This is a genomic window from Halomonas aestuarii, from assembly GCF_001886615.1.
In the GTDB taxonomy this organism is placed as follows: Bacteria; Pseudomonadota; Gammaproteobacteria; order Pseudomonadales; family Halomonadaceae; genus Halomonas; species Halomonas aestuarii.
On the sequence record NZ_CP018139.1, the window covers coordinates 980,169 to 1,003,176 of the forward strand.

Annotated in this window: 22 protein-coding genes; 5 read left to right on the forward strand and 17 right to left on the reverse strand. The window is 68.4% G+C overall.

Annotation, left to right across the window (positions count from 1 at the left end):
• Positions 1-108: 108 nt before the first annotated feature.
• From BOX17_RS04400 to puuE, 9 genes are all read right to left on the reverse strand, one after another.
• The gene (locus tag BOX17_RS04400; RefSeq protein ID WP_071942235.1) at positions 109-840 is read right to left on the reverse strand and encodes a GntR family transcriptional regulator; all 732 of its coding nucleotides are present in this window, start codon (positions 838-840) and stop codon (positions 109-111) included.
• Between the two features lie 83 nt (positions 841-923).
• Positions 924-2,414 carry a pyruvate kinase gene (pyk, locus tag BOX17_RS04405; protein WP_071942236.1) on the reverse strand — a complete coding sequence of 497 codons (1,491 nt, stop codon included), beginning with the start codon at positions 2,412-2,414 and terminating at the stop codon, positions 924-926.
• Positions 2,411-3,751, reverse strand: coding sequence for a glycerate kinase type-2 family protein (locus BOX17_RS04410; protein WP_071942237.1), 1,341 nt, complete (start codon positions 3,749-3,751; stop codon positions 2,411-2,413). Before BOX17_RS04410 ends, pyk begins: the two co-directional genes overlap by 4 nt.
• Before the next feature lie 201 nt (positions 3,752-3,952).
• Positions 3,953-4,840 (reverse strand): 2-hydroxy-3-oxopropionate reductase, encoded by an 888-nt coding sequence (locus BOX17_RS04415; protein WP_071942238.1) that lies wholly within the window; start codon positions 4,838-4,840, stop codon positions 3,953-3,955.
• Between the two features lie 32 nt (positions 4,841-4,872).
• Positions 4,873-5,652, reverse strand: coding sequence for a hydroxypyruvate isomerase (gene hyi / locus BOX17_RS04420; RefSeq protein ID WP_071942239.1), 780 nt, complete (start codon positions 5,650-5,652; stop codon positions 4,873-4,875).
• 50 nt (positions 5,653-5,702) lie between these two features.
• A complete protein-coding gene (gene gcl, locus BOX17_RS04425) occupies positions 5,703-7,478 on the reverse strand; it encodes a glyoxylate carboligase (protein WP_071942240.1) in 1,776 nt (591 codons plus the stop codon).
• Positions 7,479-7,668: 190 nt separating this feature from the next.
• Complete coding sequence (locus BOX17_RS04430; RefSeq protein WP_071942241.1) at positions 7,669-8,154, reverse strand: ureidoglycolate lyase; 486 nt, start codon at positions 8,152-8,154, stop codon at positions 7,669-7,671.
• 10 nt (positions 8,155-8,164) lie between these two features.
• Positions 8,165-8,998 (reverse strand): bifunctional allantoicase/(S)-ureidoglycine aminohydrolase, encoded by an 834-nt coding sequence (locus BOX17_RS04435; RefSeq protein WP_071942242.1) that lies wholly within the window; start codon positions 8,996-8,998, stop codon positions 8,165-8,167.
• A gap of 89 nt (positions 8,999-9,087) precedes the next feature.
• Complete coding sequence (gene puuE / locus BOX17_RS04440; protein ID WP_071942243.1) at positions 9,088-10,026, reverse strand: allantoinase PuuE; 939 nt, start codon at positions 10,024-10,026, stop codon at positions 9,088-9,090.
• Positions 10,027-10,302: 276 nt separating this feature from the next.
• Between puuE and BOX17_RS04445 the strand changes: the two genes are divergently transcribed.
• Together BOX17_RS04445 and BOX17_RS04450 are read left to right on the forward strand one after the other, a co-directional pair.
• Positions 10,303-11,049, forward strand: coding sequence for an aspartate/glutamate racemase family protein (locus tag BOX17_RS04445; RefSeq protein ID WP_071942244.1), 747 nt, complete (start codon positions 10,303-10,305; stop codon positions 11,047-11,049).
• Between the two features lie 143 nt (positions 11,050-11,192).
• Positions 11,193-12,572, forward strand: a complete 1,380-nt coding sequence (locus BOX17_RS04450) for an NCS1 family transporter (RefSeq protein WP_244272229.1) — start codon at positions 11,193-11,195, stop codon at positions 12,570-12,572.
• A gap of 85 nt (positions 12,573-12,657) precedes the next feature.
• Here BOX17_RS04450 and BOX17_RS04455 read toward each other — a convergent pair whose 3' ends face one another.
• The 3 genes from BOX17_RS04455 to uraH form a co-directional block, all read right to left on the reverse strand.
• Positions 12,658-13,389: a GntR family transcriptional regulator gene (locus BOX17_RS04455; protein WP_071942245.1), complete on the reverse strand. Its 732-nt coding sequence runs from the start codon at positions 13,387-13,389 to the stop codon at positions 12,658-12,660.
• A 79-nt stretch (positions 13,390-13,468) separates the two neighbouring features.
• Entirely contained in the window at positions 13,469-14,665 is a 1,197-nt protein-coding gene (locus BOX17_RS04460) for a urate hydroxylase PuuD (protein ID WP_071942246.1), read from the reverse strand.
• A 107-nt stretch (positions 14,666-14,772) separates the two neighbouring features.
• A complete protein-coding gene (gene uraH, locus BOX17_RS04465; RefSeq protein ID WP_071942247.1) occupies positions 14,773-15,126 on the reverse strand; it encodes a hydroxyisourate hydrolase in 354 nt (117 codons plus the stop codon).
• 235 nt (positions 15,127-15,361) lie between these two features.
• On the opposite strand from uraH, the gene uraD reads away from it, so the two are divergent.
• On the forward strand, positions 15,362-15,886 hold the full coding sequence (gene uraD / locus BOX17_RS04470; protein WP_071942248.1) for a 2-oxo-4-hydroxy-4-carboxy-5-ureidoimidazoline decarboxylase: 525 nt from the start codon (positions 15,362-15,364) through the stop codon (positions 15,884-15,886).
• A gap of 73 nt (positions 15,887-15,959) precedes the next feature.
• Here the strand turns inward: uraD and BOX17_RS04475 are convergent, their stop codons facing one another.
• Entirely contained in the window at positions 15,960-17,354 is a 1,395-nt protein-coding gene (locus tag BOX17_RS04475; RefSeq protein ID WP_071942249.1) for a uracil-xanthine permease family protein, read from the reverse strand.
• A 198-nt stretch (positions 17,355-17,552) separates the two neighbouring features.
• On the opposite strand from BOX17_RS04475, the gene BOX17_RS04480 reads away from it, so the two are divergent.
• A complete protein-coding gene (locus BOX17_RS04480; RefSeq protein WP_071942250.1) occupies positions 17,553-18,176 on the forward strand; it encodes a phosphoribosyltransferase in 624 nt (207 codons plus the stop codon).
• Positions 18,177-18,322: 146 nt separating this feature from the next.
• Here the strand turns inward: BOX17_RS04480 and BOX17_RS04485 are convergent, their stop codons facing one another.
• From BOX17_RS04485 to BOX17_RS04495, 3 genes are all read right to left on the reverse strand, one after another.
• Positions 18,323-18,679 carry a phasin family protein gene (locus tag BOX17_RS04485; RefSeq protein WP_071942251.1) on the reverse strand — a complete coding sequence of 119 codons (357 nt, stop codon included), beginning with the start codon at positions 18,677-18,679 and terminating at the stop codon, positions 18,323-18,325.
• 172 nt (positions 18,680-18,851) lie between these two features.
• A complete protein-coding gene (locus BOX17_RS04490; protein ID WP_071942252.1) occupies positions 18,852-19,541 on the reverse strand; it encodes a glutathione binding-like protein in 690 nt (229 codons plus the stop codon).
• Positions 19,542-19,566: 25 nt separating this feature from the next.
• The gene (locus tag BOX17_RS04495) at positions 19,567-20,274 is read right to left on the reverse strand and encodes a glutathione S-transferase N-terminal domain-containing protein (protein ID WP_071942253.1); all 708 of its coding nucleotides are present in this window, start codon (positions 20,272-20,274) and stop codon (positions 19,567-19,569) included.
• Between the two features lie 380 nt (positions 20,275-20,654).
• Here BOX17_RS04495 and BOX17_RS04500 point away from each other — a divergent pair, with 380 nt between their 5' ends.
• Complete coding sequence (locus BOX17_RS04500) at positions 20,655-22,355, forward strand: L-lactate permease (RefSeq protein ID WP_071942254.1); 1,701 nt, start codon at positions 20,655-20,657, stop codon at positions 22,353-22,355.
• Positions 22,356-22,462: 107 nt separating this feature from the next.
• Here BOX17_RS04500 and BOX17_RS04505 read toward each other — a convergent pair whose 3' ends face one another.
• Positions 22,463-22,987 (reverse strand): gamma carbonic anhydrase family protein, encoded by a 525-nt coding sequence (locus tag BOX17_RS04505; protein WP_071942255.1) that lies wholly within the window; start codon positions 22,985-22,987, stop codon positions 22,463-22,465.
• Between the last annotated feature and the right edge of the window lie 21 nt (positions 22,988-23,008).

The window sequence follows — 23,008 nt, forward strand, 5'->3', positions numbered from 1 at the left end:
GAGGTCCCGAACCCGGTTCGACGTGCGGGCATTGTCGGCCAGGTCCCCCGGCGGGACAAGGCATGCGCCACGGCGACGCCGCCGGCCTTGATGCGCATCAAGGCCGGCTCAGCTCCCCGGCTCGCCGGCCTGCCCCAGGATCGCCATCAGGTCGATGCGGCTCTCCCGGGGACTCAGGTCCAGCAGCCCCTCGAGGCTCTCCAGGTGGCGCAGGATGGCCCGTCGTGCCGCCTCCGCCTCGCCCGCCTCCAGGGCCGCCAGCAGCGCCGTGTGATCGCCCTCCAGGAAGCAGGAGGCCAGGTTCGGCCGCTTGTAGAGGGCGATGACGATGGAGGTCCGCAGGATCAGGTCGGTGAGCAGGGTCCCCAGCACGCGGTTGGGCGAGAGCTCGGCCAGCAGGTGGTGGATGGCCAGGGAGTGCTCGATGCGGGCCGGCTCGTCGCCCCGCCCGTGGGCCTCGATCTCGGCTCGGGCCTCTGCCGCGAGCCGGGCCCGCGCGGCGGCGTCGAGGCGACCGGCCAGCAGCGCGGCGACCTCTCCCTCCACCAGGCGGCGGGCCGCGAAGGTCTCGCGGGTCTCCTCGATGCTCGGCGCGCGGACCCGCGCCACCTGGTTGGGACGCTGGTCCACCACCTGCTCGGAGGCCAGCCGGGTGAGGGCCTTGCGCACCACCGAGCGACTCACCCCGAAGACTTCTCCCAGCGTCACCTCCGGCAGCCGGGTGCCGGGTGGCAGGCGCTGCATCAGCACCGCCCGGCGTACCTTGTCGACGATGTCCCGGTCGCTGATGCGCCGCCCGGCGCCGACCTCGGCCAGCACCTCCTCCTGCCACTCGTGCATGATCATTCCTCAAGGGGTTTGCCGACAGCTTCTCATCCCGCCACCGGAATGGCCACAGCAGACGGACCTATCGTATACAAGGATCACGCATCGGCCTGGTGCTCCCTCCCCACGTCCAGGACCTTCAGGGTATTGGTGCCGCCGTGGGCATTCATGTGGTCGCCCCGGGTGAGGATCACGTGGTCGCCGGGCGCGGCGATGCCCTGGCGGACCAGCAGCGCCAGGGCCTGGTCGTTGAGCTCGGTGGCGCCCATCTCGCTGGTGTCGAAGGGCAGCGAGACCACCCCGCGGTAGAGCGCCATGCGCCGCTGGGCGATCGGGTTGTGGGCCAGCCCGACGATGGGCAGCCCCGAGCTGATCCGCGAGGCGATCAGCGGCGTGTAGCCGGAGGCGGTCATGCAGGCGATGGCGGCCACCCCGGCGAGGTGGTTGGCGGCGTACATGGCGGACAGCGCGATGGTCTCGTCGATCCGGCTGAAGCCCTCGTGGATGCGGTGGCCGGACTCCTGGATGCGCCGTTCGCGCTCGGCGCCCAGGCAGACCCGGTCCATCGCCTCGACGGTCTCCACCGGGAAGTCGCCGGCGGCGGTCTCGGCGGAGAGCATCACCGCATCGGTGCCGTCGAGCACGGCGTTGGCCACGTCGAAGACCTCGGCCCGGGTGGGCAGCGGCGAGTCGATCATCGACTCCATCATCTGGGTGGCGGTGATCACCGCGCGGTTCAGCGTGCGGGCGTGCTTGATGATGCGCTTCTGGGTGCCGATCAGCTTGGCGTCGCCGATCTCCACGCCCAGGTCGCCGCGGGCCACCATCACCGCCTCGCTGGCGCGGATGATGCCGTCCAGGGTGGCGTCGTCGGCCACGGCCTCGGCGCGCTCGAGCTTGGCCACCAGGCCGATCTCGGCGCCTGCCTCGCCGAGCAGCTCGCGGGCCTCGACCATGTCGGCGGCGCTGCGCGGGAAGGAGATCGCCAGGTAGTCGACGCCGATCGCCACGGCGGTGGCGAGGTCGGCCTTGTCCTTGGCGGTCAGCGCCGGGGCGGAGAGGCCGCCGCCCTGCTTGTTGATGCCCTTGTTGTTGGAGAGCCGGCCGCCCACCACCACGCTGGTGTGGATCAGGTGGTCGGCGACCCGGTTGACGTCGAGCACCAGCCGGCCGTCGTCGAGCAGCAGGCGGTCGCCGGGGCCGACGTCGTCGGCCAGGGTCTTGTAGTCGCAGCCGACGCGGGTCTCGTCGCCCTGGTCGCTGCCCAGGCCCATGTCGAGGATGAAGGACTGGCCCTCCTCGAGGGTCACGGCGCCCTCCCTGAAGCGGGCGATGCGGATCTTGGGGCCCTGGAGGTCGCCGAGGACGGCGACACTGCGCCCCAGGCGCTCGGCGATCTCGCGCACCCGGGTCAGGCGCTGGCGGTGGTCGTCGGGGCTGCCGTGGGAGAAGTTGAGGCGCACCACGTCGACGCCGGCTTTGAGCATCGCCTCCAGCACGCCCTCCCGGTCGCTGGCCGGGCCCAGGGTGGCAACGATCTTGGTGCGGCGGATGGGGATGCGGGGAGGAGCGGTTTGTGGCTGCGTCATGGGGTCCTCGGCAGTACCAGGATGGCACGGAAATCGTTGACGTTGGTGCGCGTCGGTCCGGTGACGATCAGGTCGTCCAGGGCCGCGAAGAAAGTATACGCGTCATTGCGTGACAGATGGTCGAGGACATCGAGGCCCGCGGCACGGGCACGCGCCCAGTCCTCGGGCGAGAACAGTGCCCCGGCATTGTCCTCGAACCCATCGATGCCGTCGGTATCGATGGCCAGGGCATGGATGCCCTCGGCACCGCGCAGGGTCTCGAACAGCCCCAGCAGGTACTCGACATTGCGCCCGCCCCGGCCGTCGCCCCGCACGGTGACGCTGGTCTCGCCCCCCGAGAGCAGCAGCAGGGGGGCACGGCGTCCGTCGCGGGCGGCCAGCGCCAGGCGTCCCTGGGCGCGTCCCAGTTCCCGCGCCTCGCCTTCCAGGTCGTCGCCGAGCAGGCGAACCTCGATACCCGCGGCCTCGGCGGCGATACGGGCCGCCTCGAGGGCATCCCGGGCCCGGGCGAGGATCTCGCTCCGGTCGCCGGCGAAGGCCGGCTCCCCGGGATACGGGGCCGGGGCATCGGCCGCCAGGTGACGGCGCACCCCCGAGGGCACCGCGATGTCGTGGCACTCGAGGATCGCCAGGGCCTCGGCCGGCGTCGTGGCGTCCGGCAGGGTCGGCCCCGAGGCCACCAGCGAGGCCTCGTCGCCGGGCACGTCGGAGATCAGCCAGGTCAGCACCCGGGCCGGGTGGGCCACCGCGGCCAGGCGGCCGCCCTTGATGGCGGAGAGGTGGCGGCGCACGGCATTGATCTCGCGGATCGGCGCACCGCAGCGCAGCAGGGCCTGATTGATCGCCTGCTTCTCGGCCGGAGTGATCCCCGGCGCCGGCAGGCTCATCAGCGCCGAGCCGCCGCCGGAGATCAGCGCGATGACCAGGTCGTCCTCGCCCAGGTCGGCCACCGCCTCGAGCATGCGACGAGCCGCCCGCTCGCTCAGGTCATCGGGCATGGGATGGGAGGCCTCGAGGACCTCGATGTGGCGACAGTCGCCTCCCTGCCCTTGCGGGCCTTGGCCTTGTAAACCATGGCCATGACGGGTCACCACCAGGCCCTCGAGGGGCGCCTCGGGCTGGCGGGCCTGCCAGGCGCGCTCCAGCGCCGCGGCCATGGCGGCGGCGGCCTTGCCCGCGCCGACCACCACGGTGCGCACTCGCGGCGGCTCGGGGAGCCGGTCGGGCAGCAGGGTATCGGGATGCACGGCCGCGATCGCGATCTCCGCCAGGTGCCGAAGCCAGGAGCGCGGCGTCTCGACCGGGTCGCAGGCGACCCGAGGCGTCAGGGTGTTCATGGGGATCTCCTTCACGAAAAAGGCCCGGTGGCGCGCGGGGTGCTTCAGGGGGAAGCCCGCCACCGGGCAACGATCGCCAGGGGCGACCTGGCAGGCGACGACCCGACGCCTGCCGTCAGGGAGCAGTCATCTCCCCGTCGCCCGCCGGCTCGGGAGAGCGGCCGGCGAGCAGAACTCACGACCCGTCGAGAGGATCGTCGCTCAGTCCTGGCCGACCTCGTGGTCGGCCAGGGCCTCCAGGGCCCGGACCATGCCGGCGTGATCCCAGTCGGCACCGCCGTGGGCGGCACAGGCCTGGAACAGCTGCTGGGCGTTGGCGGTACCGGGCAGCGCCAGGTTGAGGCTGCGTGCCCCGTCCAGGGCCAGGTTGAGGTCCTTCTGGTGCAGGCGGACCTTGAAGCCCGGGTCGAAGGAACGGCTGATCATCCGCTCGCCGTGGACGTCGAGGATCTTCGACTGGGCGAGGCCCCCGAGCAGCGACTCACGCACCTTGGCCACGTCGGCGCCGGCCTTGGAGGCGAACAGCAGGCCCTCGGCCACCGCCTCGATGGTCAGCGCCACCACGATCTGGTTGGCCACCTTGCAGGTCTGGCCCGCGCCATGGCCACCGATGTGGGTGATGGTCTTGCCCATCACCTCGAGGATCGGTCGGGCACGCGTGAAGCCATCCGGGGTGGCGCCCACCATGATCGTCAGCGCCGCGTTGATGGCGCCCCCCTCGCCGCCGGAGACCGGGGCATCGACGTACTCGCCGCCGGCCTCGTGGATGCAGCGCGCGAAGTTCTGGGTGGCCAGGGGGGCGATGGAACTCATGTCGATCACCAGGGTGCCGGGCCTCAAGCCCTCGGCGACGCCGCCCTCGGCGAACAGCACCTCCTCGACGTCGGGGGTGTCCGGAACCATGGTGATGATCACCTCGGCCTCGGCGGCCACGGCGGCGGGGGTCTCCAGCTCGCGCATGCCCTTGTCGGCGAGGGTGGCATCGAGGGTGCCGCGCCTGACCGTCACCAGGTCATGGCCGGCGTCCAGCAGGTGGCCGGCCATGGGGCGACCCATGATGCCGAGGCCGATGAATCCGATCTTGCTCATGATCTCTCTCCTTGTGAATGGGGTGGGCGCGGTCAGCGCCGGGCCGCGTCCAGCCAGCCCAAGCCTTCCCGGGTGCCCGCCAGGGGCTTGTACTCGCAGCCGACCCAGCCCGCGTAGCCCAGGCGGTCCAGGTGGGCGAACAGGAAGGGGTAGTGGATCTCGCCGGTGCCCGGCTCGTGACGCCCCGGGGTGTCGGCGATCTGGACGTGGGCGATGCGATCGAGGTGCCTCTCGATGGTCGGCGCCAGGTCCCCTTCCATGATCTGCATGTGGTAGATGTCGTACTGCAGCTTCAGGTTGTCGCTTCCCACCTCGTCGAAGATCGCCAGCGCCTGCTCGGTGCGGTTGAGGAAGAAGCCCGGGATGTCGCGGGTGTTGATCGGCTCGGCGACCAGCAGGATGCCCTCGGCCTCGAGCCTCTCGGCGGCGAAGCGCAGGTTCTCGACCAGGGTCAGGCGCGCCTCGTCGTCGCTGACGCCCTGGGGCTGGATGCCGGCCAGGCAGTTCACCTGAGTATTGCCCAGCACCCTGGCGTAGGCGATCGCCGTGTCGACCCCGGCACGGAACTCCTCGACGCGGTCCGGGTGGCAGGCGATGCCCCGCTCGCCCGCGCCCCAGTCGCCCGCCGGCAGGTTGAACAGCACCTGGGTCAGCCCAAAGGCGTCGAGACGCCGCTTGATCTCGGTGGCCTCGACCTCGTAGGGGAAGAGGTATTCCACCCCCGTGAAGCCCGCCTCGGCGGCAGCCTGGAAGCGGTCGAGGAAGTCCTCCTCGGTGAACAGCATGCTGAGGTTGGCGGCAAACCTGGGCATCTCGAACTCCTTGCGTCTTGTCGTCTGGATAGTGACTCGAGGGGCGGCCGTCAGACGGCGGTGGCGATCGCACTGGGGGCATCGGCGACGCTGCCGGCCAGTTCCTCGAACTCGTTGATGGCGTCGATCTCGGTACCCATGGCGATGTTGGTCACCCGCTCGAGGATCACCTCGACCACCACCGGCACCCGGTGCTCGGCCATCAGCTCGCGGGCCTGGGCCAGGGCCGGGCCGATCTGCTCGGGCCGCGTCACGCGCAGCGCCTTGCAGCCCAGCCCCTCGGCCACGGCGAGGTGGTCGACGCCGTACTCGCCCAGCTCGGCGGCGTTGACGTTCTCGAAGGAGAGCTGCACGCAGTAGTCCATGTCGAAGCCGCGCTGGGCCTGGCGGATCAGCCCCAGGTAGGCATTGTTCACCAGGACGTGGATGAAGGGCAGCTTGAACTGGGCGCCGACGGCCAGCTCCTCGACCATGAACTGGAAGTCATAGTCGCCGGACAGCGCCACGATCTCGGCCTCCGGGTCGGCCCGCCGCACGCCCAGCGCCGCCGGAATGGTCCAGCCCAGGGGGCCGGCCTGGCCGCAGTTGATCCAGTGGCGCGGCTTGTGGACGTGCAGGAACTGGGCGCCGGCGATCTGCGACAGGCCGATGGTGCTGACGTAGCGCGTGTTCGGGCCGAAGGCCTTGTTCATCTCCTCGTACACGCGCTGCGGCTTCACCGGCACGTCGTCGAAGTGGGTCTTGCGCAGCAGGGTCCGCTTGCGCTCGCGGCACGCTTCCGCCCAGGCCGTGCGTTCCCTCAGGCGGCCGTCGGCCTGCATCTCCCGGGCCACCTCGAGGAAGAGGTCGAGCGCCGCCCCGGCGTCGGAGACGATGCCGTAGTCGGGCCCGAACACCCGGCCGATCTGGGTCGGCTCGATGTCGACGTGGACGAAGGTGCGCCCGCGGGTATAGGTCTCCACCGAGCCGGTATGCCGGTTGGCCCAGCGGTTGCCGATGCCCATCACGAAGTCCGCGGCGAGCAGGGTCGCGTTGCCGTAGCGGTGGGAGGTCTGCAGGCCGACCATGCCGGCCATCAGGGGGTGGTCGTCGGGAATGGTGCCCCAGCCCATCAGGGTCGGGATCACCGGCACCCCGGTGAGCTCGGCGAACTCGACCAGCCGGTCCGAGGCATCGGCGTTGATGATGCCGCCGCCGGCCACGATCAGCGGCCGCTCGGCCGCCTGGAGCATGGTGATGGCCTTCTCGGCCTGGGCCCGGGTGGCGGCGGGCTTGTAGGCCGGCAGCGGCTCATAGGTGTCCGGGTCGAACTCGATCTCGCTCATCTGCACGTCGATGGGCAGGTCGATCAGCACCGGTCCGGGCCGTCCGCTGCGCATCAGCTGGAAGGCGTGCTGGAAGGCGCGGGGCACCTGGGCCGGCTCGAGCACCGTGACCGCCCACTTGGTGACCGGACCGGCGATCGCCTGGATGTCCACCGCCTGGAAGTCCTCCTTGTGCAGCCGGGCGCGGGGCGCCTGGCCGGTGATGCAGAGGATCGGGACGGAATCGCCGGAGGCGGAATAGAGCCCGGTGATCATGTCGGTGCCGGCGGGGCCCGAGGTGCCGATGCACACCCCGATGTTGCCGGCCCGCGTGCGGGTGTAGCCCTCGGCCATGTGCGAGGCCCCCTCGACGTGACGGGCCAGGACATGGTCGATGCCGCCGAGCTGGCGCATCGCGGCATAGAAGGGGTTGATGGCGGCACCGGGCACCCCGAAGGCGACCTCGATGCCCTCCTTGCGGAGCACGTGAACGGCGGCTTCAGCGGCAGTCATGCGGGACATGGCACTTACTCCTGTGAGGTCTTGTTGTTTTTGGAAAACATTTCTGTATACAGAGATTAGGCACCCCGCCGCGGGCCGTCAATATTTTATGGAAAATATTTTCAAATAATTTACAAATAAGAATACCCAAGCCTATTCAAGGGCTTGGGTATCATTAAAAGAGGAAGACCATCTCCGCCGAGGGGATGGCTCAGAGGGTCACGCGAACTGCCAGCGGATGCTCGTCGCAGTTCTCCCCTTCTCCCCCGCGGTCGACCACCAGGAACTCCCCTTCCCGCTCGAGCACCGACTGGATGGCGTGCCAGGTGCCGGCACGGTAGTTGACCCCCTGGCGACCGTCGGTGACGAAGGCGCGCACCTCGTCGGGGTCGATCCGCTCCCCCGGCGGCGCCACCACGATCACGAAGCGCTCCTCGTGCAGTGGCATGAAGGCCTGGCTGCCCAGCGGGTGGCGCTCCAGGAAATCGAGAGCCAGCGGGATCTCCACCGGCTGGCTGACGAAGATGCTGATCAGCGCCCTCGCCCCCTCTCCCAGCGTCTCGACCCTCGCCAGGTCGTGATAGCGCCGGGTACGACCGGCGTTGATGGGAAACCCGTCGGCCGTGCGCGTATCGATGACCTCGCCGAAGGGGGCGAAGGCCTCGGACGTCAGCGGTTCGGCTTTCAGTTCCAGCATGTCGACCTCCTCAGCGCGCCCCCGGACGCAGTGCCGCGTGGCGATTCACGTCCTTGTAGAGCAGGTAGCGAAACGGCCCCGGGCCGCCGGCATAGCAGGCCTGGGGGCAGAAGGCGCGCAGCCACATGAAGTCGCCGGCCTCGACCTCCACCCAGTTCTGGTTGAGGTGGTAGACCGCCTTTCCCTCGAGCACATAGAGGCCGTGTTCCATGACGTGGGTCTCGTCGAAGGGGATCACCGCGCCGGGCTGGAAGGTGACGATGTTGACGTGCATGTCGTGGCGCACGTCGGCCGGGTCGACGAAACGCGTGGTGGCCCAGCGCCCCTCGGTGTCCGGCATCTCGCTGGGCGCGATGTCGTTCTCGTTAGTGACGAAGGCCTCCGGCACCTCGAGGCCCGCGACCCGCTCGTAGGCCTTGCGCACCCAGTGGAAGCGCACCGGGGCGTCGGCGTCGTTGTGCACCTGCCAGTCGCAGCCCGGCGGGAGGAAGGCGTAACCCCCGGGCACCATGCGGTGACGCTCGCCGGCCAGGGTCAGGGTCATCTCGCCCTCCACCACGAAGAGCACCCCCTCGGCCTCGGGGTCGAGCTCGGGCCGGTCGCTGCCGCCGCCGGGCGAGACCTCCATGATGTACTGGGAGAAGGTCTCGGCGAAGCCGGACAGCGGCCGCGCCAGCACCCATAGCCGGGTCTTCTCCCAGAACGGCAGATTGCTGGTCACGATGTCGCCGAACACGCCCTTGGGAATGACGGCATAGGCCTCGGTGAATACCGCCCGGTCGGAGAGCAACTGGGTCTGGGGGGGATGCCCCCCCGTGGGGGCATAGTAGGTGCGTCGGTTCATGGTGTGTCCTGAAGCGTCAGATCCAAAGGTTTTGCGCCGCGGCGCCCCTCGGTCGGCCGGGTATCGAGCCCGTTCGAGTGCCCACGGTTTCAGCGGCCAGGCGCCGGATGGTGCTCCGCCCAGTGGCGGGCGATATCCACGCGGCGCGCCACCCAGACCCGGTCGTGGGCCTCGATGTGGTCGAGGAAGCGCTGCAGGGCGCGGAAACGCCCGGGGCGGCCCAGCAGGCGGCAGTGCATGCCCACCGAGAGCATCTTCGGCGACTCCTCCCCCTCCGCATAGAGCACGTCGAAGGCGTCACGCAGGTAGGTGAAGAAGTGCTCGGCGGTGTTGAACCCCTGTGGGGCGGCGAAGCGCATGTCGTTGCTGTCCAGGGTATAGGGGACGATCAGGTGGTCGTGCTCCACGCCCTGGCTGTCCGCCTCGCGGGTCCAGAACGGCAGGTCGTCGCCGTAGTAGTCGCTGTCGTAGAGGAAGCCGCCCTCGTCGAGCACCAGCCGGCGGGTGTTGGGGCTGTCGCGACCGGTATACCAGCCCAGCGGCTTCTCGCCATAGAGGCGCTGGAAGATCGCCATCGCCTTCTTCAGGTGCTCACGCTCGACGTCTTCCGGCACCTCCTGGTAGTGGATCCAGCGGTAGCCATGGCAGGCGACCTCGTGGCCCAGTTCCTTGAAGGCGTGGGCCACCTCGGGATGGCGCTCCAGGGCCATGGCCACGCCGAACACCGTGAGCGGCAGGCCGCGGCGCTCGAACTCGCGCAGGATGCGCCACACCCCGGCCCGGGAGCCGTACTCGTAGATCGACTCCATGCTCAGGTGGCGATCGGGAAAGGCGGGGGCCCCGATGATCTCGGAGAGGAACTGTTCGGAGCCGGCGTCGCCGTGCAGCACGCAGTTCTCGCCGCCTTCCTCGTAGTTGAGCACGAACTGCACGGCGATTCTCGCCCCGCCCGGCCAGTGGGCGTGGGGCGGGGTGCGGCCGTAGCCGATCAGGTCACGGGGATAGTCGGATGAGGCGAGGTGCGTCATGGCGGAGCGTCCTGGTTGTTCTGGTGCCGCCTGCGGCGAGAAGGCGCCGCCAGCTGGCTTTCGTGTATACAATATAAAGATAGAGTGTACTCAGCACATCCGCAACCCCTCGCGGCGCCCCGAGGAATCAAGGGTCAAGGTCCTGACGCGCGACTCGCCGATCTCGCCGCATCGACTGTCTCGTGCATCGAGACTTGCGGCCTGAGAAATCGAGCGCTATTTTGTGTACAAAGTTATTTATCTTTGTTCACGAAATCAACCGGGAGGGCCCACGACATGCACATCCGCGTCATCAACCCCAACACGACCGCCGGCATGACGGCGACGATCGGCGAGGCCGCCAGCCGCATCGCGGCCCCCGGCACCCGCATCACGGCGCGCCAGCCCGACCATGGCCCGGTCTCCATCGAGAGCCACTTCGACGAGGCCGTGAGTGCGGTCGGCGTGCTCGAGGAAGTGCTGGCCGGGGAGCGCGAGGGCGCCGATGCCTACGTGATCGCCTGCTTCGGCGACCCCGGCCTGCTGGCGGCCCGCGAGCTGACCCGGGCGCCGGTGATCGGTATCGCCGAGGCTGCCTTCCACATGGCGACCCTGATCAGTACCCGCTTCTCGGTGGTCACCACCCTGGGCCGAACCGGCATCATCGCCGAGCACCTGCTCGACCAGTACGGCTTCACCCACCACTGCCGGCGGGTGCGCGCCGCGGAGATCCCGGTGCTCGACCTGGAGGAGAACGGCGATGCCGCCCTGGTGAGGATCATCGACGAGTGCCGGCGGGCCCGCGACGAGGACAGCATCGGCGCCATCGTGCTGGGCTGCGGCGGCATGGCCGACCTCACCGACACCATCAGCCGCGAGGTAGGCCTGCCGGTGGTCGAGGGGGTGACCGCCGCCGTCAAGCTGGCCGAGGCCCTGGTCGGCCTGGGGCTTTGCACCAGCAAGCATGGCGACCTGGCCTTCCCCCGGCCCAAACCCTTCACGGGGCGCTTCGAAGGCTTCTCCCAGCTGACGCCGGAGCGCTGACCGGCACGCTTCGTGCATCGATAACCGTAACGAACAACCACAACGCATCGCGCCACAGGCGCACGCCACGCCGCAAGCCTTCCACGGCAGCGTCCTGCCGGAAGACAACCACAAGCACAGAAACGACTTGCGAGGACATCACCATGAGTCATCCCACTCCCGACAGCACGACCGCGGGGATCGCCGCCTCCCCCTCACCCGTCGCCGACCACGGCACCAAGGCCCCCGGCGAGGAGTCGCTGGCCCCGCAGCGAACCCGGATCATGGGGCGCGGCTCCTACTTCCTGGCCTGGTTCGGCGGCTGTGTCTCCATCGGCACCTTCACCATGGGCTCGAGCGTCGTCGGCACGCTGAACCTGGTCCAGGCCACCCTGGCCATCGCCATCGGCTGCTTCATCATCGGCATCGCCCTGGCCCTCAACGGCGCCGCCGGCTACAAGTACGGCATTCCCTTCATGGTCCAGGCCCGCAGCGCCTTCGGCTTCACCGGCACCCGGCTGCCGGGGCTGGTGCGCGCCGTGCCGGCGGTGGTGTGGTACGGCTTCCAGAGCTGGATCGGCGCCGGCGCCCTGAACATGGTCTCGGCCACGCTGTTCGGGTTCGACAACCTGGTCTTCTTCTTCATCGCCTTCCAGTTCCTGCAGATCGGCCTGTCGGTGATGGGCTTCCAGGGCATCAAGTGGCTGGAGAACATCGGCAGCGCCTTCATCCTCGCCTCGCTGGTCTACATGTTCTACAGCACCGTGGTGCGCTACGGCGACGTGCTGTCGGCCAACCTGCTGACCATGGAAGGCTCCTGGGGCATGCCCTTCTGGGGCGCCACCATGCTGTTCCTCGGCATCTACAGCACCATGATGCTCAACGTCGGCGACTACGCCCGCGAGCACAAGCAGGGCACGCCGACGAGCCTGCTGACCACCATCTATGCCATGTCGATCCTGCCCTGCACCCTGTTCATGGGCCTGATCGGCTTCATGGTCTCCGAGGCCACCGGCGTCGCCGACCCGATCCAGGTCTTCGCCAACGCCGTCGACAACACCCCGCTGCTGATGACCACCCTGCTGTTCATCGCCTTCGCCCAGGTCACCACCAACGTGCTCAACAACGTGGTGCCGCCGACCTACGTGCTGATGGACGTCTTCAAGATGAAGTTCCGCACCGCCACGGTGCTGGTCGGCCTGCTCGCCTTCGCGACCTTCCCCTGGAAGCTGGTGCAGCCGGGTTCCGCCGACGGCTTGCAACTGTTCGTGCAGACCTACTCCGCCTTCCTCGGCCCGATCTTCGCCATCCTGGTGGTCGACTACTACCTGATCCGTCGTCGCACCCTGGACCTCGGCCAGCTGTATGACGCCCAGGGCCCCTACCGCGGCGTCAACCCGGCCGCCCTGGTCGCCACCGCGGTGGGCATCGCCTCCGCCCTGACCTTCTCCTCCGTCTCCTGGTACGCCAGCCTCATCCCGGCCGGCCTCACCTACTACCTGCTGATGAAGACCTGGGCGCCCTGCCAGCGCTTCTGCCACTGAGGCGCCTTCGGCAGCCCCTGAAAAGACGCGCCCCGTGCCGATGGCACGGGGCGCGTCTAGTTGGGGCAAGGGGGGTGGATCAGTGCTAGCCGGAGAAGATCTCGAACAGGTTCGGGGCCTCGTCCTCTTCCTCATGGATCGAAAGCGAGGCCTCGATGGCCTTGAGGTGGCGGCTCATGAAGGCCTGGGCTCGCTCGCCATTGCCGGCCTCGAGAAAGCCCACCAGGTCGTCGTGATCGTGGGATTCGCAGCCCAGGTGGCCGGCGTTGCCGTAGACGGCGAGGATCAGCGAGGAGCGCGAGCAGAGCCGCTCGACGAACTCGGCCAGGGTGGCGTTGCCGGAGATCTGCGCCAGCCGCCCGTGAAAGGCGGCGGAGAGCTTGATCGCCGTGCTCTGCTCCCCGGCCTTCAGGGCCTGGCGCTCGCGCCGGGCCATGTCGCGCAGTGCCTCCGCCTCCTCGGCCGTGATGCGCCGGGCCACCTCGGGCATCAGGCCGCACTCGATCATCTGGCGGGCGTCGAAGACGTCCTTGGCCTCGTCGGCGGTGGGTCGCGTCACGCTGGCGCCGCGGCGGGGCGTCAGGGTCACCAGCTGCTCCAGGGCCAGGCGCTGCAGGATCTTGCGGATCCCGGTGCGGCTGATGCCGAACACCTCGGCCAGGGCGTCCTCGCGCAGCCGGGCACCGGGCTTCAGGCGATGCTCGATGATGGCATCGCTGATGGAATGGTAGATCGCCTCGTGACGCTCGGCGCCGTCCCCGTTCTTGCCGGGTCGGCTCGCGCCGCCACGTTCGGCGACCGTCTGGCGCTGGTTCATCGCGTCCCTCCTGCCGTGATCGTCACCGGACTGCGCCATCATTGTATACACATCGGCGGCCTCCCGGCGACCGCTCAGTTCACTCCTCCCAGGCGGCGATGACCGCTCGCTCCTCGTCGGTCATGCCGGTCATGTTGCCCAGCGGCATGTAGCCGCTCGCCACCACGGCCTTGATCCTCGCCTGATGGGCCCGCAGCTGTTCGACGGAGTCATAGGCCATGCCGGCCGGCGGCGCGGTGAAGCCCGGCTGGGTCGGCTCGCGGGAATGGCAGGCCACGCAGCGCGACGCGACGATCGCCTGCACCTCCTCCAGCTCGGGGGCCAGCGAGGCCGTGGCCTGGCCACTGCTCGCGGGAGCCGCCATCCAGAACGCCACCAGGATCAGGACCGCCCCGGCGGCCGGATAGGCCGGACGCCGGTGGCCGGCATGCATCAGCACGAAGTACTGGCGAATCAGGGCGCCGGCGAAGATGAACAGCGTCATGATCACCCAGGCCAGCTCATGGGAGTAGGCGAATGAGTAGTGGTTGCTGATCATCAGCAGCACAACCGGCAGGGTGAAGTAGGTGTTGTGCACCGAGCGCTGCTTGCCGCGCTTGCCGTCCAGGGGATTCGGGGTCTCGCCGGCCTTCATCGCCTTCACCATGCGGCGCTGGCCGGGAATGATCCAGAAGAAGACGTTGGCCGACATGGCGGTGGCCATGACCGCCCCGGTGAGCAGGAAGGCGGCACGCCCCGAGAAGATATGGCTGCTCAGGTAGGCGACCACCACCATCATCACCGCCACGGCGATGCTCAGCAGGCCGTCGCGTTCCATGTCGGGGCTGAGGCGCTTGCAGAGCTCGTTGTAGACCACCCAGCCGGCCAGCAGGAAGGCCAGCGCCACGACATTGGCCTGCCAGCCGCTCATGCCCGCGGCCCAGGCCCAGTCGCTGTCCGGATTCACCAGGTAGAAGCTCGGCTTGACCATGTAGAGGATGACGAACAGGCCGAAGCCGGTGAGCCAGGTGGTATAGGCTTTCCAGAACGACCAGTGCAGGTCCTCGGGCAGCTTGTCGGGGGCGCTGGCGTACTTCTGGTTGTGGTAGAAGCCGCCGCCGTGCACCGCCCACATCTCGCCGAAGACGCCCTTCTCCCGGTCCTCGACGGCCTTGGGGGTGCGCAGGCTGTTGTCCAGCATCACGAAGTAGATCGACTCGCCGATCCAGGCGACGGCGGCGATGACGTGCAGCCAGCGCAGCATGAAGTTGGTGAAATCCAGCAGGTAGGCGTGCATGGGGGGCTACCTCGACTCGTTGCATTGTTGTTGGTGACCGACGTGGTGGGTGGCCGACGCGGCCTGGTCCGACACGTCGGCGGGCGCCGCCGGTCGTCGGTCCCGGGCTAGCTGCCGCGGTAGGTGGAATAGCCATAGGGCGAGAGGAGCAGCGGCACGTGGTAGTGCTGCCCGGCATCGGCCACGCCGAAGCGCAGCGGGATCATGTCGAGGAAGCGCGGCTCCTCGGCCTCGATGCCCCGGGCGCGCAGGTAGTCGCCGGCGTGGAAGAGCAGCTCGTACTCGCCGGTGGCGAAGTCGTCGCCCTCAAGGAGCGGGGCATCGCAACGTCCATCGGCGTTGGTGACGACCTCCTTGAGCCGGGTGCGGGTCTCGCCCGCGAGGCGGAAGACCTCGATGCGGATGCCCTGGCCGGGGCGGCCCTGGGCGGTGTCGAGCACATGAGTGGTCAGGTATCCCATGGGGTTCTCCTATGAATGGCGGGGCGGGGTGTGTCGGGGCGAGCCTGGCGATACCCTTATCGGCCAGGCCTCATGAGGCTTATCCTGAAGACAGTTTTATACATTATAAGGGTACATTTCAAAGTTTTTTTGTATACACTTTCAAAAGGACATCGATACCCTCGATCTCTCCGCCACGGCCTGCCCGCCGCTGCGTGCGCCACCAGGCCGTCACACCAAGCAGAGGAGCCCCAGGATGACCGACACGATCCTCACCCCGCGTCCCAGCCAGCTGGACCAGGCCGCCTTCGTCGAGCGCTTCGGCGACATCTACGAGCACTCCCCCTGGGTGGCCGAGCTGGCCTGGCAGCGCGGCCTGTCCGCCGACCAGGACACGCCCCGAGGCCTGGCTGCGGCCATGGGGGCGGTGCTGCGCGAGGCCAGCCCGGAACGCCAGCTCGAGGTGATTCGCGCCCACCCGGACCTCGCCGGCAAGGCGGCCATCGCCGGCGAGCTCACCGACGACTCCACCTGGGAGCAGGCCGGCGCCGGGCTGGACCAGTGCACAGCCGAGGAGATGGCCCGCTTCGAGCGCCTCAACGACGCCTACAAGGCGAAGTTCGGCTTCCCCTTCGTGATGGCGGTCAGGGGCAGCGACCGCCACGCCATCCTGGCCGCCTTCGAGGAACGCCTGCCCAACGACCCGACCGATGAGCGCCGCACCGCCATCGAGCAGATCAACCGCATCGCCGCCTTCCGCCTGGAAGACCGCGCCGCCTGACCGCGCGACGCGTCGGACAACGCCGAGGCGCTGCCGGGGTTACCCGGCAGCGCCTCTTTCGCGTCATGGGCCCTCACCGCTCCGAAGGCAGGGCGTCGGCGACGCCCTGCCCGGCATCCGCCCTGGCGATCGCCTCTCGCTCGCGGGCCTCGTCGGCCAGGGAGGTGCGGGGCAGCACCAGGTTGAGCACGAAAGCGGTGATCGCCGCCACCACGATGGGCGCGCCGCCGATCAGGTTCTGCAGCATCGCCGGGAACTGCGCGATGGCCGACGGGACCTGGGCGATGCCCAGGCTCAGCGCCAGCGACAGGCCCACGATGGTCATGTTGCGGGCGGACAGCTCGTCCTTGATGAGCAGCTGGATGCCGGTCATGGTGATCATGCCGAACACCGTGATGGTGGCCCCGCCCAGCACCGGGTAGGGAATGGTGGTCATGATGGCGCCGAACTTGGGGCTCAGGCCGGCCAGGATCATGAACAGCCCGGCAATGGCCAGCACGGCGCGGCTGATGACCTTGGTCATGGCCACGATGCCGACGTTCTGGCTGAAGGTCGAGGTCGGCAGGGCGCCGAAGAAGGCGCTCGCCGCGGTCGTCAGGCCGTTCCCCAGCAGGCCGCCGGTCAACTCCCGGGTCTTCAGTTCGCGGTTCATGCCCGCCACGCTGGTGGCCGAGAGGTCACCAATGGTCTGCACGGAATTGATCACGCAGATCACCACCATGGACACGATGGCGGCGGTATGGAATTCCAGCTCGAAGGGCATCACCTCCGGCAGGGCGACCCACTCGGCCTCGACCACGGCGGTGAAGCTGACCATGCCCAGCGCCAAAGAGAGCAGATAACCCACCGCGATGCCGATGATGATGGCCGACAGCTTGACCACGCCGCGCCCGAACTGGGACGCCGCCAGCACTGTCAGCAGCGTGACGATCCCCACCAGCCAATGGAGCGGGTCGCCGAAGTCAGGCGCATCGACGTTGCCGCTGCCCGCCATGTAGCGAATCGAGATGTCGTAGAGCGACAGGCCGATGACCAGCACCACGGTCCCCGCGACGACCGGCGGAAAGAGATGCCGGATGTACTGGATGGCATAGCCCACCACCATCATGGTGATACCGCCGATCAGCTGGGCGCCGAGGATGCCCTCGATGCCGAACTGGCCGCCCACCGCGATCAGGGTCGGCACGTAGGCGAAGCCCACGCCGAAGATCGCCGGCAGGCGGGCACCGAATTTCCAGACGCCATACAGGTGGAACAGGGTACAGATCCCGGAGGCCAGCACGGCGATCTGGATCAGCAGCAGCTTCTCCGCCGGGGTCGCCCCCACCACGCCGGCAATGATGATCGGCGGGGTGATGACGCCGGCGATCATCGCCAGCACGTGCTGCAGGGAGAGCGGCAGTGCCTTCAGGAAAGGCGGCCGGCCGTGGAAATCGAAGATCGAGGTGTTCCGTGATGGTGTCTGCATGGGGAAGACCGCTGCTGTTGTCGTCATTATTTGTATACAAATAACATGGCATAATGTTGCACACTTTGAAATGCGACTACTCACAAAGTCGTATACGGAAATAGCCCGACCCGGCCGACGCCCGCCCCGGACACGCGTGTCGCACCGTCGCAGCGGCCGCCTACACTGAAGGCGAGACCCCGCCGTCAGGAGCCCGCCATGTTCCGTGATCGCCTGGAGGCCGCCGAGCGCCTCGCCGACCGACTGTCCTACCTCAAGGGGCAGAACCCGCTGATCCTCGCCATTCCGCGGGGTGCGGTCCCCATGGGCCGGCGGCTGGCCGATGCCCTGGAGGGAGAGCTGGACGTGGTGCTGGTCCGCAAGGTGGGGGCCCCGGGCAATCCGGAATATGCCATCGGGGCGGTCAGCGAGGACGGCAGCGTGGCGCTGGAGGCCGCGGCACGGCACTACCGCGAGGAGGCGGTGAACCGCGAGATCGAGCGGCAGCTGGCCCTGCTCGAGGAGCGGCGCCAACGCTATACCCCGGTGCGCTCGGCCATCGACCCCGGGGGGCGCATCGTGGTGGTGGTGGATGACGGCAGCGCCACGGGGGCCACCATGGCCGCCGCCCTCACCGCCCTGCGACCTAGGGGGCCGAAACGGCTGATCGCCGCCATGGGCGCGGCGCCGCCCGACACGGTGGCACGGCTCGAGTCCCTGGCCGATGAGGTGGTCTGCCTGGAGACGTCCTGGAACTTCCAGGCCGTGGGGCAGTTCTTCGCCGACTTCGGCCAGGTGGAGGACGAGGAAGTGATCACGCTGCTGGGCGGCGAGCACGGCTGAGGGCCCGCCACAGGGGGACGCAGATCGGGGAACTCAGGGAGGAGGACGCAGAACGGGGGCACAAAAAAGAACACGGGCGCCACCCGAAGGTGACGACCCGTGAAGACCGGCGATGCCGGTGCTTGCCATGCTCGGTGGCGAGAGCCTTACTTGGCGGCTGAGGTGGCGGCCTTGATGCCGTCCTCGGCGATCTTCTGGCTCTGCTGGACGTATTCCTGGCCCAGGCTCATGATCTTCTCGGCGTCGCCGCGCAGGCGCTCGCCCATGTCCTGGCTGGCCTTCTGCTGGGATTCCACGACCTTCTTCAGGCTGTCGGCGTCGCGGACGTCGAGCCAGCTGCGTGCCTGGGACAGGCCCATGTCGGTCAGGGCGCGCACGGCGTCGAACTGGGCGGCGACCAGCTTCTCGGTGTAGTCGAGGTTCAGGGCGCCAACGCTGCGTGCGGGTGCCACGAACGCGGACTCGAACTGTTCGGTAGCCTGTTGAGTGGTTGCCTTGCTCATGTAACACCTCCATCGGTAGTGGACAGCGGGGGGATATGGCCCCGTGTTGCAATGCAACATAGCAGGCCTTTTTGTGCAGTGCAACAACTCGATTCCGTTCTTTCATGCCCTCCCCGAACGGCGACGCCCGGCCTTGGCCGGGCGTCGCGTGAGGGAGGAATCGGCAGGCCGATCAGCGCGGCCCGAACAGGTGTCGGCGGGCCTCGTCGTCCATCGCCACGCCGTTGCCCGGATTGATCCGCTCCCCCAGCGCATAGGCCCGCTGCACCGCCGGGCGCGCCTCGACCTGCTGCATCCAGCGCAGCACGGAGGGAAACGCCTCGATGTCCTGCCCCTGCCTCTGCCAGGACCTCACCCAGGGATAGCTCGCCATGTCCGCGATGGAGTAGTCATCGCCCCCCAGGTAGTCATGCTCCTCCAGGCGACGGTCGAGGACGCCATAGAGGCGGGCCGTCTCCTGCACGTAGCGCTCGATGGCGTAGTCGACGGTCTCCGGGGCATAGAGGCGGAAGTGGTGGGTCTGACCGGCCATGGGGCCGAGTCCCGCCATCTGCCAGTAGAGCCACTGCAGCACCACGTAGCGCTCGCGCCCCGCCCGGGGGAGGAAGCGGCCGCTCTTGTCGGCCAGGTACTCGAGGATCGCCCCGGACTCGAACAGCCCCAGGGGCTGTCCGCCATCCGCCGGCGCCCGGTCGACGATGGCCGGGATGCGATTGTTGGGCGCGATCTCGAGAAACTCGTCGGAGAACTGTTCGCCCCGGCCGATGTGCACCGGCTTGACGGCATACTCGAGTCCCGCCTCCTCGAGGAAGATCGAGACCTTGTGGCCGTTGGGCGTGGTCCAGTAGTAGAGGTCGATCATGTCGCTCCTCCCGGGAGACATCCCCTCAGCGATAGGCGCCCTCGATGTCGGTGATCCGAAGGGCCTTGCGGCCCAGGCCATCATGCTGGTCGAGCATCCGCTCGATCCAGCCATAAACCGGGTCGGCATTGGAAACCAGGTCGGCGCTGGAGACGCAGCGCGCCCACATGAAGTTGCCGAAGACCAGGTAGTCGGCGCCGGCAGGCGCCCGCCCGTCGAGGAAGTCCGAGGTCTTGAGCTGCCCTCGCAGCGGCTCCAGGGCGGCATCGAGCTGGGCCAGCCCCTTGGCCGGGGAGTGGAACTCCTCCAGGGTACGACCGAAGCGCTTCTCGCGGGTCTCCCGGAAGTAGGCCCGATCATCGGGATGGATGGCGTTCAGCAGGTCCATGACGATGGTCCGCATCATGGCCGGGGCGATCGCGCGCTCGGCGTAGTGCTTGAAGAAGCGTCCCCGAGCCTCGGCCAGCCCCTCGCCGAGCACCGGCGCCTCCGGATAGGTGCGATCCAGGTAGCGCAGGATCTCGTAGCTGTCGGTGACCACCTCGTCGCCGTCGACCAGCACCGGCACCTTGTCATGCTCGGCGAAGGCCAGGGCCTGCTTCTCTGTGAAGTACCAGGGCCGCGTTTCTGCCTCGAGCCCCTTGTGAGCCAGGGCGTAGCGCACCCGCCAGCAGTAGGGCGAGAAACGCAGCCCCTCGTCGATGCCGCAGAGATCGTAGAGCACCCGTGTCATGCCGCCTCCTCGTGTCCGGTTGATGAGCCTGCCTCGTGGGGGCCTGCCTCGGTTGGGTCTGTCTCGATAGTGCCAGCCTTTTCCGGCCGCCGCCAACGCCGATCGCGCGCGGTAGCTCGACGACACCGGTTTCCCCATTAGTCTAACGTCACGACGGCCGCCAAGCGGGGGCGAAGCTACCGGCGAAACCGCAGGCGATTGAATATCAAAGAGTTTACGTCCCTGTCGTTGCGCCTTTTGCCTTCTCCCATATTGGTCATACCAATGTTCCAGCGGTGGCCAATCTCTTAAGTTGCGAATAAGGTCGCCCCCTCGCCATGCCCGGGAAGGGCACGCAAACGCTCCACGATCCACCGTTCCCACGCGAAAGGAACCTCTCCATGAACGAAACCATCCTCGCGCTGCTCGCCTTCGTGCCCCTGGTGCTGGCGGGCGTGCTGCTGATCGGCCTGCGCATGGCCGCTCGGGTCGCCATGCCCATCGTCTTCGTGGTCACCGCGCTCATCGGCCTGATCGCCTGGCAGATGACCTTCACCCGGGTGCTGGCCTCGACCCTGCAGGGCCTGATGCTGACCGTCTCGATCCTGTGGATCATCTTCGGCGCCATCCTGCTGCTCAACACCCTCAAGCACTCCGGCGGCATCACCGCGATCCGCAACGGCTTCTCGGGCATCAGCCCGGACCGCCGCGTGCAGGCGATCATCGTCGCCTGGCTGTTCGGCTGCTTCATCGAGGGCGCCTCGGGCTTTGGCACCCCGGCCGCCGTGGCCGCGCCGCTGATGGTGGCGCTGGGCTTCCCTGCACTGGCCGCCGTGGTGGTGGGCATGATGATCCAGTCCACGCCGGTCTCCTTCGGCGCCGTGGGCACGCCGATCGTGGTCGGCGTCTCGGGGGGCATCAACCAGAGCGCCATCACCGAGCAGCTCCAGGCCGGCGGCCTCACCTGGCTGGAGTACTTCCACCTGATCGCCGGTGAGGTCGCCATCATCCATGGCATCGTCGGCATGCTGATGCCGCTGATCATGGTGGTCATCATGGTGCGCTTCTTCGGGGCCAACCGCTCCTGGAAGGAGGGGCTCTCCATCACGCCCTTCGCCCTCTTTGCCGGGCTCGCCTTCGTGGTGCCCTACACCCTGGCCGGCGTCCTGCTCGGGCCGGAATTCCCGTCGATGATCGGCGCCATGGTGGGCCTCGCCATCGTCGTGCCGGCGGCCCGTCGCGGCTTCCTGATCCCCAAGGACATCTGGGACTTCCCCGCCGCCACCTCCTGGCCGGACGAGTGGATCGGCAAGCTGGTCCTCAAGACCGATGACGTGGTCGGCAAGACCCCGATCACCACGGTCATGGGCTGGGTGCCCTACGTGCTGCTGGCCGTCTTCCTGGTGGCCTCGCGGACCATCGAGCCGCTCAAGAGCGCGCTCACCTCGTTCGCCTTCGGCTGGAGCAACATCCTGGGCGAGGCCGGGGTGTCCGGCAGCATCCAGCCGCTCTACCTGCCCGGCGGCATCCTGCTGATGGTGGTGCTGGTCACCGCCCTGCTGCACCGCATGCGCCTGGGCGAGCTCAAGGCGGCCTTCCATGAGTCCAGCCGCACCCTGCTGGGGGCGGGCTTCGTGCTGATCTTCACCATTCCCATGGTGCGGATCCTGATCAACTCCGGCGTCAACGCCGCCGACCTGGTCTCCATGCCGGTGGCCATGGCGCAGTTCGTGGCCGACGGGGTGGGCGGCGTCTACCCGTTCTTCGCCCCGGCCGTGGGCGCCCTGGGGGCCTTCATCGCCGGTTCTAACACCGTCTCGAACCTGATGCTCTCGGACTTCCAGTTCAACGTCGCCCAGCAGCTCGGCGTCTCCACCGCCATGATGGTCGCCCTGCAGGCCGTGGGCGCCGCGGCGGGCAACATGATCGCCATCCACAACGTGGTCGCGGCCTCCGCCACCGTGGGCCTGCTGGGTCGCGAGGGCATCACCATCCGCAAGACCATCCTGCCGACGATCTACTACCTCGTCGCCGCCGGCGCGATCGGGCTGGTGGCCTTCTACCTCATGGGCGTCAGCGACCCGCTGCTGCGCCTGGGCTGAGCACCCCGGTGCCGACGCGAGACCGCCCCCACGGCCAGGCCGTGGGGGCGGTTTCATTTCAGAGAATGTCGCCGCGGCGCTCAGGAATTCCCGAGCCGGTCAGCCGGTCAGTCGATGCGCACCAGGGTCTCGGCATGCCGCTGCCCTCGCTCGACATACCGCTCGGCGTTCTTCTTGAGCCCCTCGATGGCCTCGGCGGAGAGTTCGCGCTTCACCTTGGCCGGCGCGCCGACGATCAGCGAGTTGTCGGGAAAGTGCGCCCCCTCCGTCACCACCGCCCCCGCCGCCACCAGGCAGTTGCGGCCGATGACCGCGCCGTTGAGGATCACCGCCTGGATGCCGACCAGGCTGCCGTCACCAATGGTGCAGCCATGCAGCATGGCCTGGTGGCCCACCGTGACGCCCTTGCCCACCGTCAGGGGAAAGCCCGGGTCGGCATGCATCACCGCGCCGTCCTGGATGTTGCTGCCCTCGCCGACCTCGAGGTGGTCGGTATCGCCCCGCAGCACCGCCTGGTACCAGACGCTGGCATTGCGCTTCAGGGTGACGCGTCCCATCACGTCGGCCGTCTCGGCCACGTAGACGTCGTCCTCGATCTCGGGGCGGTCGTCGCCATACTGGTAGATCGCCATGGCATGGTCTCCTGTGGATGA